At 43.1% G+C, this 16,424-nt stretch carries 14 protein-coding genes and 1 pseudogene; 12 read left to right on the forward strand and 3 right to left on the reverse strand.

The features are described from left to right. Nucleotides 1-8 precede the first annotated feature (8 nt). The 8 genes and pseudogenes from MHB72_RS06220 to MHB72_RS06260 all read left to right on the forward strand — a co-directional run. A complete protein-coding gene (locus MHB72_RS06220) occupies nt 9-1,766 on the forward strand; it encodes an acyl-CoA synthetase FdrA (protein WP_216921021.1) in 1,758 nt (585 codons plus the stop codon). Further along, entirely contained in the window at nt 1,766-3,031 is a 1,266-nt protein-coding gene (locus MHB72_RS06225) for a YlbE family protein (RefSeq protein WP_216921023.1), read from the forward strand. The genes MHB72_RS06220 and MHB72_RS06225 overlap by 1 nt, the downstream gene beginning before the upstream one ends. Then, nucleotides 3,028-3,798, forward strand: coding sequence for a DUF2877 domain-containing protein (locus MHB72_RS06230; RefSeq protein ID WP_216921025.1), 771 nt, complete (start codon nt 3,028-3,030; stop codon nt 3,796-3,798). The genes MHB72_RS06225 and MHB72_RS06230 overlap by 4 nt, the downstream gene beginning before the upstream one ends. Before the next feature lie 5 nt (nt 3,799-3,803). Further along, entirely contained in the window at nt 3,804-4,736 is a 933-nt protein-coding gene (gene arcC, locus MHB72_RS06235) for a carbamate kinase (RefSeq protein WP_020450847.1), read from the forward strand. A 165-nt stretch (nt 4,737-4,901) separates the two neighbouring features. Next, nucleotides 4,902-6,155, forward strand: coding sequence for an MFS transporter (locus MHB72_RS06240; protein WP_216921027.1), 1,254 nt, complete (start codon nt 4,902-4,904; stop codon nt 6,153-6,155). A gap of 618 nt (nt 6,156-6,773) precedes the next feature. Beyond that, on the forward strand, nt 6,774-7,871 hold the full coding sequence (locus MHB72_RS06245; protein ID WP_025811723.1) for a Rap family tetratricopeptide repeat protein: 1,098 nt from the start codon (nt 6,774-6,776) through the stop codon (nt 7,869-7,871). Further along, nucleotides 7,871-7,987: a hypothetical protein gene (locus MHB72_RS06250; protein ID WP_020450851.1), complete on the forward strand. Its 117-nt coding sequence runs from the start codon at nt 7,871-7,873 to the stop codon at nt 7,985-7,987. The genes MHB72_RS06245 and MHB72_RS06250 overlap by 1 nt, the downstream gene beginning before the upstream one ends. A gap of 1,006 nt (nt 7,988-8,993) precedes the next feature. After that, nucleotides 8,994-9,104, forward strand: a pseudogene (locus MHB72_RS06260) (hypothetical protein); the annotation flags it as partial. A 24-nt stretch (nt 9,105-9,128) separates the two neighbouring features. Here MHB72_RS06260 and MHB72_RS06265 read toward each other — a convergent pair. After that, the gene (locus MHB72_RS06265; protein WP_195536155.1) at nt 9,129-10,283 is read right to left on the reverse strand and encodes an AbrB family transcriptional regulator; all 1,155 of its coding nucleotides are present in this window, start codon (nt 10,281-10,283) and stop codon (nt 9,129-9,131) included. A gap of 208 nt (nt 10,284-10,491) precedes the next feature. Here MHB72_RS06265 and MHB72_RS06270 point away from each other — a divergent pair, with 208 nt between their 5' ends. From MHB72_RS06270 to MHB72_RS06280, 3 genes are read left to right on the forward strand one after another with little or no spacing between them, the layout of a single operon-like run. Then, nucleotides 10,492-10,734, forward strand: a complete 243-nt coding sequence (locus tag MHB72_RS06270) for a spore coat associated protein CotJA (protein WP_216921029.1) — start codon at nt 10,492-10,494, stop codon at nt 10,732-10,734. After that, nucleotides 10,731-10,994, forward strand: coding sequence for a spore coat protein CotJB (locus MHB72_RS06275; RefSeq protein WP_216921031.1), 264 nt, complete (start codon nt 10,731-10,733; stop codon nt 10,992-10,994). The genes MHB72_RS06270 and MHB72_RS06275 overlap by 4 nt, the downstream gene beginning before the upstream one ends. 21 nt (nt 10,995-11,015) lie before the next feature. After that, nucleotides 11,016-11,585, forward strand: a complete 570-nt coding sequence (locus MHB72_RS06280) for a manganese catalase family protein (RefSeq protein ID WP_003180413.1) — start codon at nt 11,016-11,018, stop codon at nt 11,583-11,585. Between the two features lie 44 nt (nt 11,586-11,629). Here the strand turns inward: MHB72_RS06280 and MHB72_RS06285 are convergent, their stop codons facing one another. Continuing rightward, a complete protein-coding gene (locus MHB72_RS06285; RefSeq protein WP_020450861.1) occupies nt 11,630-13,249 on the reverse strand; it encodes an AMP-binding protein in 1,620 nt (539 codons plus the stop codon). Between the two features lie 74 nt (nt 13,250-13,323). Then, complete coding sequence (locus tag MHB72_RS06290) at nt 13,324-14,526, reverse strand: MDR family MFS transporter (protein WP_216921033.1); 1,203 nt, start codon at nt 14,524-14,526, stop codon at nt 13,324-13,326. A gap of 115 nt (nt 14,527-14,641) precedes the next feature. Here MHB72_RS06290 and MHB72_RS06295 point away from each other — a divergent pair, with 115 nt between their 5' ends. Further along, complete coding sequence (locus MHB72_RS06295) at nt 14,642-16,405, forward strand: ABC transporter substrate-binding protein (protein WP_025808275.1); 1,764 nt, start codon at nt 14,642-14,644, stop codon at nt 16,403-16,405. Nucleotides 16,406-16,424: the final 19 nt, after the last annotated feature.

Raw genomic sequence — 16,424 nt, forward strand, 5'->3', positions numbered from 1 at the left:
GGATCATTATGTTATACACAATTATAAAAGAAAACACCTATCAAGATTCTATCGTGTTAATGCTTTTATCAAACAAGTTATCTGCAATAGATGGTGTAAACAAAGTATCGATCATGATGGGAACACCAGCTAACAAAGATATTTTTAAATCTTCGGGTTTAGGCACAGATGAATTGGAAAAAGCAAATCCAAATGACATTGTTATCGTTATAGATACAAATCAAGAAGAAAAAGTAGCGGCAGTGAAAGAAGAAGTAGAAGCAGCTTTAAAAGGTGATGCCGCTTCACAAGACACATCTAAAGGCCAAGAAGCACATAACTGGAAGCGCGCAATGGAACTTGCGAACAACCCTAATTTGGCATTGATCTCCATTCCTGGTCAGTATGCAGCAATGGAAGCGGAAAATGCATTGAATGAAGGGTTACATGTATTTGTATTCAGCGACAATGTATCTAAAGAAGATGAGGTTAAGTTGAAACAAAAGGCGCATGAAAAAGGATTATTAGTAATGGGACCAGACTGCGGGACCGGAATTATCCATGGCGTGCCACTTGCATTTACAAATATCGTGAATGAAGGAGATATTGGCGTTGTGGGTGCATCAGGTACAGGGATTCAGGAAGTGACAAGCATCATTGACCGTTATGGTAAAGGTGTAACAAACGCAATTGGTACAGGTGGTCGGGATTTATCGACAGAGGTTGGTGCTATCACGGTTTTAGATAGTATCAAAGCATTGAACCAAGATCCAAAAGTAAAAGTGATTACAGTCATTTCTAAACCGCCTGCAGAGGAAGTGCAGCAAAAAGTATTAAACGTATTAAGAAATATTGAAAAACCGGTTGTTACGTTATTTTTAGGAGATCAACCAACTTATCAGGAAGAAAATATTTATCATGCGTATACACTTGAAGAAGCAGCGGTTGTATCTGTTCAATTATCCAATGGTGACAAACCGAATTTTAAACCGACATTGGCTGAAGATGTAAATGTGTCGTTAAAAGATTCACAAGTTGGTATTAAAGGTTATTACTCAGGTGGTACTTTGGCATCTGAAGCAGCTATGTTATTGAAAGAGGCATTCAAAGAGGAAGTACTTGAAGAGAAGAAAGAAGCCTATATCCTAAAAACAAAACATCATGAAATTATTGACTTAGGCGATGATATTTATACCCAAGGGAAGCCGCACCCGATGATTGATCCTGAAAAGCGTGTCGAAATGCTTGAAACATCGGGAAACGACCCTGAAACAGCAGTCATCATGATTGATAACGTTATTGGCTATGGCAGTCATGATGATATGGCAAGTGAATTAGCACCAGCCATTAAACGTATTTTAGCCAATGCACATCAGGGAGGCCGCGAACTTGCAGTGCTTGTAACAGTTGTAGGTACAGCGAAAGATCCTCAAGGTTATGAAAAGCAAATTGAAACCTTAAAAGAAAGTGGTGCAATCATTTGTGAGACAAACGACCAAATGGTTCGTACAGCGATTAAACTTGCAGGAGGAAAAGTGGAACAGCCAGTCCTTGATATACAAAAATTTGAACATACCCAAGAAGACTTAACAGTAGACGAAAAAATTGTTTCCTTAATTAATAAGAAGCCAAGTGTCATCAATATTGGGCTGAAAAGTTTTACAGCAGCTGTTCAGAACAGCGGATCAGAGTGTGTTCAATTTAACTGGCGTCCAATTGCTGGCGGTGATGAAAAGTTAATGAAAGTACTTCAATTTCTAAACTACTATGAAGGAGAGACAATCTAATGGGGTACAAAACAATAAATGAAGCGAACGAAGCTGTTATCCAGAAAATCATAGCAGCTCAACCATTCTTGACCGATGTTGTACCTGCCAAGTCTGTGATTCCTGAATTGGAAGATTACGTGTTATTACATGCCGGGCCTCCAATTAAATATGAAAATATGACAGATCCTATGCAAGGCTCTTGTGTTGGAGCGATTCTTTTTGAAGGATGGGCAGAAGATGAAGAGGGAGCGCGTGAACTGCTTGAAAACAATAAGATTACATTTATTCCATGTCATCATGTGAATGCAGTTGGACCAATGGGAGGCATTACATCACCTAATATGCCGGTTCTTGTTGTGGTGAACAAAGAGAGCGGCAACGAGGCGTACTGTCAAATGAACGAAGGCATCGGTGCAGTATTACGCTTCGGTGCTTATCATGAGCAGGTAATCAATCGCCTGCACTGGATGAAAGATGTGTTGGGTCCGGTGTTAAGTAAGGCATTAAGAAAAATTGATGGGGGCTTAAACGTTAATGTATTGATGGCTAAAGCTATAGCAATGGGGGATGAATTTCACCAGCGCAATATTGCAGCGTCATTGGTGTTTTTAAAAGAAGTTGCTCCATTAATTGTAGCATTAGATGATGTTGAAAACGAACAAAGTACAGAAGTGATCCAATTTTTAGCTGATACAGACCAATTTTTCTTAAACATTGCTATGGCGACAGGAAAAGCAATGATGGATGCAGCGCGTACAATCAAACATGGTACAGTCGTTACCGCAATGTGCCGAAACGGTGAAAACTTTGGCATCCGTATTGCAGGTATGGGAGATGAGTGGTTTACAGCACCTGTTCATACACCACAAGGGTTATATTTTACCGGCTACTCAGCGGAAGATGCAAACACAGATATCGGAGATTCAGCGATTACAGAAACAATCGGTGTTGGCGGTGTAGCAATGATTGCTGCCCCTGCAGTAACACGTTTTGTTGGAACAGGCGGATTTAATGATGCGCTTGAAACAAGCAATCAAATGGCTGAGATCTGTGTTGGAGAAAATCCGAACTTTGTGATTCCGACGTGGGACTTCAAAGGTGCGTGTTTAGGTATTGATGCACGTAAAGTTGTTGAAACAGGCATCACGCCGGTAATCAACACAGGCATTGCACATAAAATTGCCGGATATGGGCAAATTGGTGCTGGTACAGTTCATCCTCCAATCGAATGTTTTGAGAAAGCAATCACAGCATATGCTGAAAAACTAGGTTTTCAAGGATGATTTTACAGGCAAGTGCGATTGGTTCAATCGCACTTCAGCTATTAATTGAGGGAAAAACATTTACTGTGCACAGCATTTTTGAAAAAGGTATAAATATTGTTGATCAGAATGATGAATTGATATTTATCGGCACAAATGAAAATGGGACCTTTCCATTTGGAATTTTGCTTGGTTCACAAACGAAGCAAACATTAAAAGCAGGTCTTGAGGTGGGAGATTCATTACACGTTCGCAATAACCATCTTTCCCACAACTGCTTTAAACTCAATTTTAATGCGAAAATACTTCCGTTATATACGGATTTTAAACATGCAAACATCAATAAATTAAAAGAAAACGTGAAACAGATTTCATTTAAATCGTATGAATCTACTGATTTTGAATCAGTTCATGTGTCGGACTTGATAAATAAATTACACGATCCAACTGAAAATTTGGAAGAGGAGTTTCGTTACTTTATCGGACGAGGCCAAGGTTTAACGCCAACAGGTGACGATATACTGGTCGGTATATTATATGGACATTTCATCAACTCTTTTATCGCACAAAACCACCTCGAAACATTGGGGAATCTCATCAGAAAACCCTTAACAACCCTTGTTAGCACGCGCTTTTTAACTTGTGCTATAGAAGGTTTATTTAGTTCGAAAATTACAAGATTACAACATGATCCATCTTTGAAAAGTATGAAAAACCTTATAAAAGTAGGTTCTTCTTCTGGGATGGATACTTTATACGGAATTTATATGGCTTTAACAAAGGAGTGAAAGAAATGGGGAAAAGAGTAGTACTGGCACTAGGAGGTAATGCAATTTTACAGCCAAAACAAGAAGCAACTTATGCCAATCAACTCAAAAATGTAATCTCTGCAACACGTCATATGATTGAAATCAAAGAAGCAGGACATAAAATTGTGATTACACATGGCAATGGTCCGCAAGTGGGGAATATTATTGCTCAAAACGAAGCTGCCAAAAATGTCGTTGAACCACTGCCAATCTATGCTTGTAATGCAGAATCACAGGGATTCATTGGTTATATGCTGGAAAAAGCTTTGAAAAACCATATGAAAGAACGGGGCATTGCTGCGAATGTAGCTACATTTCTAACCATGGTCGAAGTGGACAAGGATGACAAAGCATTTGAAAAACCAACGAAACCAATAGGAGTATTTTATTCAGAGGAAGAGGCGAAGCAATTAGAAGAGAAAGGGTTTACGATGTCAGAAGATGCAGGGCGAGGCTACAGACGAGTTGTGCCTTCCCCGGAACCGAAAGTGATCCATGGAATAGAAGAGATTCGGCGTTTAATTGATGAAACGATTGTTATCTCCTCTGGCGGCGGCGGTATACCTGTATATCGTGATGAGAGCGGTCTATTACACGGTCTTGAAGCAGTTATAGACAAAGATCGTTCAGGATTAAAGCTTGCACAACAAGTAAATGCTGACGTTTTCATGATGTTGACAGACGTACCAAATGTATTTATCAATTTTGGCAAAGAAAATGAGCAAAAACTAAGCCGAATTACAGTAGAAGAAGCTGAACAATATGTGGCAGAAGGGCAATTTCCTGCTGGCAGTATGCTGCCAAAGATCCAAGCGGCTATAGAATTTGCAAAGTCAGGTAAAGAGGCAATGATCTGTTCATTGGATCAAGCGGTAGCTGCGCTAGATGGAAAAGCGGGGACACGCATAACAAAATAAGACAATCCGTGTTGTTCATAAGGAGGATAAAAAGCCAAAATTCCTCCTTTTTTCAGATATGACCACAGACAGATTTCGAAAAGATACAATCTATGAAGTCTAAATCGAAAGTCAAAGGAAGAGTAGAAAATAATGGATCATTTAAAAGTTGAAGGAGGAAGTTGGATGACAAAAGAGACGGGATCAGTTGAAGGTAAAGGAAAACAACCACTGATTCCCTATTGGGTTAAAGTTGTTATCGTATTTTTCTTCGGTTGGGTAGCTCTTTATGCAACGCGAACAATATTAAACCCGATTATGGGGGATATTGAATCAGCGTTTTCATTAAGCAAGGCACAACTTGGCTTAATTATGAGTATATTTTTCATCGGTTATGCAAGTATGAACGTTCCTGCAGGAATATTAGGAGATAAAATTGGAAAAAAACGAGTGTTGGTTCCGGGTGTTATTCTATTTGGGTCGCTAGCAGCAGTTACAGGTATGATGCCTACATTTTTTCTATTTATCTCTGCATGGCTTATGGTTGGTATGGCTCAGGGGGTATATTATGGGCCGCAATATGGAATATCATCCGAAATGATCCCGAAGAACCGTTTAACATTAGGTAGTGCTGTAATTAATGCAGGGATGGCTTTCGGTACTTCAATTGGCTATTATATCTCCAGTTATGTTGTAGGAGAATGGGGATTCGAATGGAGAATTCCATTTTTTATCATCGGAGTGCCGGTTGTACTTATTGGTATTGCAATGGCAATTGTAATTAAAGACAAGCCCAAAAATGATAAAGAGGTTAAAGGCACCGCTGAACCGTTTAAGTTTTCATCTTTATTTAATAGAAACTTAATTTTGGCTTATATTATTATTTTCTGCTCTATTTACGGATTCTTTATGATTATTACTTGGTTGCCATACTATTTAGAAACAGCACGCGGTTTAACCGGAGGAAATATCGCCTTTGTTGCATCACTTGTTCCGTGGGCCGCGATTCCAGGTTCATTATTTTTTAGTTGGCTGTCAGATAAGCTAGGCCGGCGTAAACCAGTATTGCTTATGATGTTACCGTTTGGTATTTTATCAACAGCTGCAATTGTTTACTTTGATAGCTTACCAATTCTGTATATGACACTAATTGTGTATGGAATTGTAGGGAAAATTAGCGTTAATCCCGTTTTAATTGCGGTTGTAGCTAATAATGCACCAAAGCAATCATTAAGTACAGCATTTGGATTCTACAACTTTGTTGGAATGTTAGGTTCCATTTTAGCTCCGTATATTACGGGCTGGCTTACAGACGCTACAGGAAGTATGAATATAGGATTTTATTTTGCAGCAGCTCTGTTAGTCATCGCATTGATTGCAACATATTTAATAGATGAAAGTAATTTGCCCTTTGTTGATAAAGCAGCTAAAAATCATTAGTCAGTAAAAGCTTATGACTTCTTCACTGTAATTGTGATTCAAGCAGCATAACAAAGGCGACAGCCAGACTGATAGATGCAAATAATAAACAATTCGGGATCGCGGTATTAAAATTCGGCTGCGTCTGCAAAACAGCATGGGCTAAAATGACGCGACAAAGCAGCGCGCTCAGCTTGGAGGCAAATGCATATGTGAAAAGAAACAAGGCGGGAAAGAACTAAGCCGGCAGCTCAGCTGGAGGAAACGGAAAAGTGCTCCCGGGTCAGACATTCTGTTATAAACCAATGGTTTATGTTCTCGATCCGTGTTCTTCATATGCGATGAGGAAATATTATCATTCATCAAGCGAAACCCTCGCTTATGCCTAGATAAGTTCGTATTTATATTAAAGCAATGAAAGCACCCTTTCAGCAAGGGTGCTTTTTGCTGTCTGATCAGTCCCGGTTTCTTATCTCTTGAAGAGTCATTTGACCTAATGAAGGAGCGGAAATAGCGGAGGATTCAAAAAAACTGTGCAAAATGAACTATTACTATTAATTTATATAAGGGGAAAAATATAGTATGATAAGAAATGAATAAAATACAAAAAAATTGAATATCGGCAGAAAGGAGCTCCATATGAACAAAATCGCCGCGGAAGAAGTCGCCAACATGCTCAATACATGGTACCGCGCCATTAGAAGAAGCGATGCTGAACAGTCGATCAGGCTGTTTGAACAAATCAAACCACTGCTGGCAGACATGGAGGAAGATCAGGAAGTTTTGATCTATTATTCCCTGCTGGAACTGCGGCATAAAATTATGCTCTACGATTCGAGAGGCAAAAAGATAGAGCAGCACGACGTATCGGCCGGCGACAGTGCTGCATCACATATGACATCCTATTACTACTACCTGTTTTCAGGAGCTTATGAAGTGTATAAAAAAAATTATGAGCAGGCAATCAGCTTCTATAAAATTGCCGAGAAGAAGCTTGCTCATGTACATGATGAAATTGAAGTTGCCCAATTTCACGATAAAGTCGGAAAGCTCTACTATTACTTGGGCCAGAATATCGTCTCTTTAAACCATACCCGGCAGGCGATGGAAATTTTCAAAGGACATGGCGACCATGACATGAACCTTGTCTCAACTTATATTACAATGGCCGGAAATTATACCGAGATGGGGAAATATACAGAGGCGGAAGAATATTTAACAGAAGCAATCCATACTGTCAGAAAAGCCGGCGACCATTTTAAAGAAATGCAGCTCCTTCATAATTTTGCCTTGCTTTATGCGGCGATGGACAAATCGGACAAGAGCATTCAATTTTTGGACATCGTTTTGAATGATCATGCATATGCTGCATCGGATTATTATTTCAATGTCGTGTTTTTAATGATCAAAGAGCTGTTTAAAACCGGAGACTATGAACGCGCCGCAGCCTTTTACAAAGAAGGGAAGGAAAGGTCGCAATCTGCGGCGAATGAAATATTTGACGCTAAAATCGATCTTTTATATGCGGCTTATGCTGGATGTGGTGAACAGGCGGTTAAAGACTGCAAAGACAACATAGAAATCCTCTTTCAAGCAAAGCAATACGACAGTGCCAGAGAACTATCTCTCTTAACGGCCAATGTTTACAGATCAAAGTCTCTTTATAAAGAGGCCGCACATTTCTTTTTGGAAGCGATTAAAGCGGAAGAAAAAATGAAAAAAGTGGAGGGAATGTGATGAAAAAACTGTTCATTGTTGCTGCGATTGCTGCCGTCGTATGTTCGGGATGGTTTGCGGCAGAAACTCATTCGCCATCCGGCGACATGCAGATTGCTGAAAAGATGGTCGGTTAAAACGAATACTCGGAACAAATATTGAATATCCGCTCCTCCAGCAACGGGGCGGATTTTTCTTCGGATAAAGGTAAAGGATTGGAGGATATGAACAACACATAAGCTCTAAAATATTTAAAATTATGGCATGATAAACGTGGCTATGGCCTTGAATACCTCTTCACCACTACTTATGGTGATTGAACTTGGGTCAAATTTTATAACAAAATTGTATATTTAAATTACAACAAAAAGAGAGGAATAGTCATAAATGGGTGAAAAAAATAAAGGAAAAAACTACTCTATTGAGGATCATATTTTTTCAATTTTGGTTGTTCTTCTTATGTGTGTATTTCTTATTTCTTCCCCTTTTCTGATATTCTTCGGAGTCTTTAAATTGGTGGCTTTGGCACCAGATGTGTCAATCAATACAAAAGGTACTTTTGATTCTGTGATCGTTTTATTCAAGTTTTTTGTTCTCACTGTGGTAGTCGTAGGGATTGTAGACGTAGTGTTTTCTCAGATTTTATTGAAAAAAAGGAGATTTCTCAATTTTATTATTGAAGCTTTGTTGATGTTTTGTGTTTTTTATCTATATGTATTGATTTATTCAATGAATTCTCAGGAGATTGTTATACGGAATCATGGTGTATTCTTAGTATCTTTATTTTTGTTTATTTTGTATTTGCTAATAAATGTAGCATATATCGTTTCACGACGGCTATATAAGGCAACTATGAAAAACATACAGAAAAAAACAACTAATAGAGCAGGCTACTGTCTGCTCTATTAAAATTTCAATTGCCAATAGTTCCATGTCTTATTTTGAATCCATAAATTGAATAGACTATTAATCCAATTAATAATTTTTTCCTTTGGGTTTGGTGGGTTTGAGGCTATGTCAAGGATGTTAGAATCTAAGTTAATCTATGTGTTCAACCTCTGATGTTTTGGGAAGTAATGTCTGATGAGGCAAGGATTCAGATAAGCAGCTTCAGGAACAGCAGCCGCATCTAGAGAAGTCCTAGCTGCATTGCTTGATCCGCATACAGCTGCGGAGTTATCGATGGATGATATTGTAAGCATGTGCGATGAATTGATCGAAGCACACGGCGACTGGCTGCCGGAATTTGAATAAAAAAATAAAGCCCGAGCGAAGGGATCAGCCTTCAGCTCGGACTTTTTTCATGCGGGGGTGTGAATATTTTTCCGACTTTTGCTGAAGCAATCGGAAGAATGGAGGAAGCATCGCGATCACGAGCACCACCCGCAACACTTGGACGGCGACGACGAACGTAGAGTCGGCGTGAAGCGTGACAGATGTTGTCGCCATTTCCGCGATTCCCCCCGGAGCAAACGCCAATATGGCCGTTGTCAGGGAAATGCCTGCCGCTTTAGCGGTGACGGCGGCGCTTAAAATCATCGCAATGATCAGTCCGACAGAGCTGGCAAGTGCGACGATCAGCGTTTTTCTGACGCCGATAAACATTTCTTTGCTGATTTTTGAACCGATCGTCGCGCCGAGACAAATTTGCGACAGCACTGAAAAGCCGTGGGGCCACCAGGCTGTTGCGCTGAGCCCGGTCATTGAAGCGCCTGCGATTTGCAGAACGGCCGCACCGGTCATGCTTCCGAGCAGCCATGGCGCCGGAAACCGCAATGCTTTCATCGCTTTGCATACCCCGAATCCGCCCAGCATGATCAGCGCAGTCCATGCGATATGAGGCGCTTCAAAAGCCGATGTTCCCGCGGCGATCACTTGGCTGCCGGCAGTATGGGCGTCAGGCTGCTTCGCATTTATGAAAAAAACGAAAAAAGGAATGGTCATGACGACCAGAAGCACACGTATCATCTGCACGAGACTGACGATTGCCGTGTTCGCTCCCACTTCCTGAGCGATGCCCGGCATCGCGGAAAGCCCGCCGGGGGCCGTTCCCACAAAACTCGTCAGCATATCGGTCTTGCTGAACCTCCATAAGACAAAGCCCGACAGCATGGCGAACACGACGGAAAGGAGGAGCATGACGCCGACAATCAGCCAATTTTCCTTAAAAATCGAAATCACGGACATGTTGATTTTCTGGCCGAGCTCAATTCCCAATAGCATTTGGCCGAACTGAAGCCATCCATGATGGATGCCGTTTTGTCTGACAGCAGCCTTTAACGGTGACGGGCGAAACAGCGACAGACAAGCGGCTGCTGTCATTGTGCCGACCATCCAGCCGATCGTCATGCCGGTCAAAGAGAGAAGAAATCCCCCAAAACTGCTGATTAATATCAATAATATATCCCGAAGGAAATCTCTTTTTTCCCTCAAATGAAAAACCTTCTTCCTGATTACTGCAATCATTTTGTTCACTAAGTAAAGTATTTCTATATATCACTATATAATAATTTTAGTGATTGGTAAAATACGAATTTATTTAAAAGATTAATAAGAAAAACTGATCGTTCATTTTTGAACATAACAGATGGAACATATGAATACATTAAATTAGATTCGATCACAAATAGAGGTGAACCATGTGAAGCACACCAAGGAAACATTCACCACAGTTAAATCGTATCGTCCGTTTCACAGCGCTTTTGATCCGTGTCCCCCGATCGGCAAAAGATACTACAGAACCCCTCCAAATCTATATCTAGGATTTCAGCCCCGCGGCCTTCCGCAGTTTTCCCCGATGGAGGCGCTGCAAAAAGGGACGCTTTGGCCCGTGTTTTACGATCCTTATGAAAATCCGTATGAGATCGGAGGTAAGGGGGGATGACACACACTTTGCCGCAAGACTACTATCAAAGGCTTCATGAGATTCAGGCGGTCGATTTTGTCCTGATCGAGCTGATGCTGTACCTTGACACACATCCCGATGATACCGATGCCATCAAACAATACAACCAGTATGCCGGATATTCAAGAAAACTGAAAGCGAAGTTTGAATCAAAATACGGCCCTTTGACGCAAGGGAGCCCGGATCAGACGGAATCCTATTGGAGCTGGAAAAAAAGTCCCTGGCCGTGGCAAGTTTAATAGAGGAAGGGAGTCAGGTTCATGTGGCTTTATGAGAAAAAACTGCAGTATCCTGTGAGGGTGAGAGAATGCAATCCGAGACTTGCCAAATTTTTGATTGAGCAATACGGCGGAGCGGACGGCGAATTGGCTGCGGCGCTTCGCTATTTGAACCAGCGCTACAGCATACCTGACAAAGTCGTCGGACTGCTGACGGACATCGGTACGGAAGAGTTTGCTCACCTTGAAATGATTGCGACGATGGTATATAAATTAACAAAAGACGCGACACCCGAACAGATGAAGGAAGCCGGGCTCGGCGATCATTACGCAGACCATGACAAAGCCCTGTTTTACCATAACGCTGCCGGCGTCCCGTTCACCGCTACATACATCCAGGCAAAAGGCGATCCGATTGCCGATTTATATGAAGATATAGCGGCTGAGGAAAAAGCGAGGGCTACGTATCAATGGCTGATTGACATGTCGGATGATCCGGATTTAAATGACGGGCTGGCGTTTTTACGGGAAAGGGAAATCGTTCATTCACAGCGCTTTCGCGAAGCTGTCGAAATTTTGAAGGAAGAGCGCGACCGTAAAAAAGTATTTTAAACAGCAAAAAGCCGAAAATACGTTTGGTATTTTCGGCTTTTTGTTTACTGCACAGGGCTTGCAAGCAGCTCTTCTGCGCGGTCGCGAAGCACATACTTTTGGACTTTTCCGGAAGCGGTCAGCGGGTATTCGTCGATCAGAAATACGTACTCCGGAATTTTGTAATATGAAAGCTGTCCTTTGCAAAAATCTCTGACATCTTCAAGCGTCAGCTTTTTGCCCGGTTTGCATTTAATAAAGGCCGCCGTTTTTTCCCCGTATTTTTCATCAGGAACGCCGACAACCTGTACATCGACAATATCCTCATGTTCATAAAGGAATTCCTCTATTTCACGCGGGTATATGTTTTCACCGCCGCGGACGATCATATCTTTTAAGCGGCCGGTAATCCTCACGTATCCGTCCCGGTCCATTTCGGCCAAATCGCCGGTATGGAGCCAGCCGTCTTCATCAATGACCTTTTTGGTGGCTTCGTCCATTTTATAGTATCCCTTCATGACGAGGTATCCTCTTGTGCACAGTTCACCTTGCTCGTCCGGGCCGAGCGTTTCCCCCGTGTCAGGATCCACAATTTTCATTTCTACATGCGGATGCACTTTACCGACGGTTTCAACGCGGCGTTCGATCGTGTCGGTGACCGTTGTCTGCGTAATCACGGGTGAAGACTCCGTTTGTCCGTATGCGATTGTGATATCCGTCATATTCATTTGCTTCATCACTTTTTTCATCACTTCTTTAGGACACGGGGAGCCTGCCATGATCCCGGTCCGCAATGAAGATAGGTCATAGTTTGCAAAATCGGGGTGGGTGAGCTCGGCGATAAACATTGTCGGCACACCCTGCAGTCCTGTACATCGCTCTTTTTCGACCGTTTGCAGGACGATGTCCGGTTTGAATTCGATGATCGGCAGCATGGCCGCGCCTGACGCGACACAGGCAAGCGTGCTTAGCACACAGCCGAAGCAGTGAAACAGAGGAACCGGAATGCACAGCCTGTCTTCGCTCGTCAGCCCCATTCTGTCGGCAACGATCGCCGCATTATTGACGATATTGTAGTGAGTCAGCATCACACCTTTTGGAAAGCCTGTTGTTCCCGACGTATACTGCATATTGATCACATCATCGTGTGTGAGTGATTGCTCTCTTTCGAAAAGGTCGGCATCAGAGACCGTTTCGCCCAGTTTGGCGATGTCGGCAAAAGCCGTCATATGTTCAGGGACTTTATTCTTGCCAAGGTAGACGAGATTTTTCAGCTTCGGCAGCTTTTCCGGATTTTTCATGATCTCGTCGACCATATCGATATAGGATGTCCCTTTGTAGCCGTCCATTAGAAAGAGGGTGGTGGAATCGGAATGTTCCAATAAGTACTCAAGTTCTCTCGCCTGATAGCTTGTATTGACGGTGACGAGCACAGCGCCGATTCTTGCCGTCGCAAACTGGAGCAGAATCCATTCCGGTATATTGGATGCCCAGATGGCGACATGCTCTCCTTTTTGAATGCCGAGCGCGAGCAGCCCTTTTGCAATTTTAGAGGTTTCTTCAACAAGCTCCTGATACGAATATCTTAAATCGAGCTCAGAATATACAACCGCTTCATGATTCGGAAACCGGCCGGCGGTTGATTTTAAAAGCCCGCCGATCGTTTGTTTTTTTAATGTAATCATAATGCCTCCTTGCCTCCCGAATAAAAACTGTTTCTATTATAGCACTTTGTTCTAGTACCAGGTACTATAAAGAATTAGTTTTTTCTTAGCCAGGAAGATAATGTTAATACTGTTCGGTATTGTGCAATTCCGCCGGCAGCCACGATTCCTGCAATAGCAAGAAATAGCGCTGCCCCGCCGAACTTGATGAACATCATCCCGCCTAAAAAAGGACCGATTGTCCGGGAAATATCCCAATGCAGGCCGAAAAATGCAAAATATCTGCCCCGCATATGATCGGGAGCAAGGCGCGAGACAAAGGTTTGCATGTGATTCAGCAGCATGCTTTCTGCCGCCGTAAATAAAACGGCAGTCGAGAGCAGCCAAAAGATCGATGATGAAAAAGCGAAACCAATCGCTGCCACAGCGTAGCATACATATGATATGGAAACGACCGTTTGGATGTTCAGTCCTTCCGTCCATTTGACAAGCGGAATTTGCATCGTAATGCTAAGAAGGGCGCGGCACACTGTATAAACAGTCAAGATGAATAGGAAATCTTCAAAAAGAGTTTCGAGATAAAGGCGGTAGTTTGACTCCAGTTGAGCATAGAACAGGCTGACGGGGACCGACAAGAACATCAAGGACAGAACCGGACGGTGCTGAAAAAATACCTTTTTTGCGGAAAGAAGTTTTTCCCTCTCCAAAATCTCCTTTTGCCTTTTTGACCGCCATACCTCGGGCATTTTAAAATAAACAGCAAGCCAATAGAGAAAAAACGCACATGCCTGAAAGCCGAACATCAGGCTTGGCTGATAGGAATAGACTGCAAGTCCGGCGGCCGGACCGACCGCTGCGCCCAACCCTTCAATGGCATGAAGGACAGCGAACGCTTCAGAGCGACGCCCGCTTTCGGTGCTGTCCGTTATTTGGGCCCGCTGCGCAGGGATGTACAAAGCTCCCCCAATGCCGTTCAGCACATAAAAAAGAGCGAACAGCCAAATGTGATCTGCCATCATAAAACCGGCGGCAGAGACGGTCTGAAAGGCGAGCGCCGCCAGGATCACCTTCCGTCTTCCGATCCGATCCGTCAGTCCACCTGCGGCAAGCGTCACCGCGACCTCGGTCAGCGGTCTTGCTCCGATGACGAGCATCACCGGCAATATGCCAGTTCCAAGCACATCATACAGATAAAAAAGGAGGAAAGGGGCCAGCATGGCTCCCGTTATTCCGGTCAGGAACTCTCCGAAGAAGCAAATCAGCACGGGAGAACCGTACCTTTGTTTTAAACGGTTCATTTCATATCCTCCTTCAACATAGCAGTGCAATTAGTGTAAAATGGAAAATCATCAGTAAAAAGGACAGAAAACCAGGGGAGAAATTTCCCCTTTTATAAAGCGGGGGATAACGGAGATGAAATCGATCGAACATTACATGGAACTTACCGCGGGAATTAAATGCGAAAGCGAAGGGGAGGCAGAAGAGATTTCAGTCAGTGAAATCGCGGATATTCTGTATTGTACACCGAGGAACGCAAAACTGATTTTAGCGAAACTTGAAGGTTTGCAGTGGATTGCTTGGAAAAGGGGAAGGGGGAGAGGAAACAAATCAGAAATCCGCTTTTTAAAAGAACCTTGTGAACTGCTGCTTGAAACGGCGAAAAATGATACGAAAGAAGGTAAAATCGACCGGGCGAGACACCTTCTCGAAGCATATCAGCATTCGTGCCCGGACGCTTTGCCGTCATATAAAGAGTGGCTTGAGCGCGTTTTCGGCTTTCAGACCGAATCGGAGGGCAGCAAGCAAAAAGATGTGCTGAGGCTCATGACCGCGATGGAGCCAGAGCATTTTAAGCGTCTTGATCCGTGCCGTATTTATCTGCGTTCAGAGAGCCATGTCGTTAAGCAGGTATGTGATACATTGATCCGTTTTAATGAAAAGGAAGGAGGTTTTATGCCGCATCTTGCCCACCACTGGGAATGTGACGCCGACCAAAAAACGTGGACGTTCTATTTGAGGAAAGGGATCTATTTCCATGATGGCACAACATTGACAGCTGAGGATGTTAAATACTCGTTTGAGCGTTTTATGCTGGATGATGAAAATAAATGCAAATGGCTCGCAGAGGATATCGGAAATGTTGCGGTCAGGGATGAATATAGTTTTGATATTTGTTTAAAGGCAAAAAATTCGCTGTTTTTGCATCATCTTTGCGATGAAAGGCTGTCTATTTTAAACCGCCATCAGAATGACGGACTGTTGATCGGGACGGGTCCTTTCAGACTTGTCCGCCGGGATGACCGGATTCTCGCGCTTGAAGCGCATGAGCGATATTTTCAAGGGCGGGCTTTTTTAGACCGGATCGAACTATGGTATATGGATGGCAATTTTTCTCTTGTCGACTACGGTTTTTATATGGAAAAAGAAGAACAAAGTCGGGTTTTCGATGAATGGCACGAGGAAAGGAATGTTCAGTACATCTCGGTGAATGCAAACAAATCGGGGCCTCTCAAGCATAAGGCGTTCAGGAAGGCTTTGCGGCAAATCATTTCCCCTTCACATATGGTCAGTGAATTAGCCGGACAACGGACGGCTCCGGCGGGAGGCTTTCTAAACCGGGATCTTCCGCCTGAATCCGGGGACGACGACATCGGCAAGCTGCTTATGGAAGGCCATTACAAAGGCGATCCGCTTCGGCTTTATACGTTTTCCGAACCGGATCACCGGGAGGATGCGTCATGGATCCAAAAGAGGTGCAGGCGGTACGGCATCGCACTAGAGGTTTGTTATATGAAAGCGGATGAGCTCATGAAGGAAGAAGTGATCGCAAAAGCCGATTTGATTCACGACAGTGCGACATTCGGACGTTCGGAAGAAATGAGCTGGCTACACCTCCTTTTAACGGAAAACAGCTTTTTACACGTCCATATGCCGGGGGAATGGCAGAGGAAGTCCGCCTTGATGAGGGATCAGCTTCGTTTCATTGATGAACATTCCAAGCGGATCAGCCTTCTGTGTGAGGCGGACCGCGCCTTGGCAGAAGAGGTTTACACGATTCCGCTATATCAAAACAATATTCGCGTTAAAGCGGGGGAAGCCATTCAAGGCATTGTGCTTAACGAAGAAGGATGGATTGATTTTTACGGCATCTGGTACAAAAAAGAGGCTCTTCTGTAAGAGCCCCTCCATTGTGTTT

Source organism: Bacillus sp. FSL K6-1284, assembly GCF_038002625.1.
Classification (GTDB): Bacteria; Bacillota; Bacilli; order Bacillales; family Bacillaceae; genus Bacillus; species Bacillus paralicheniformis.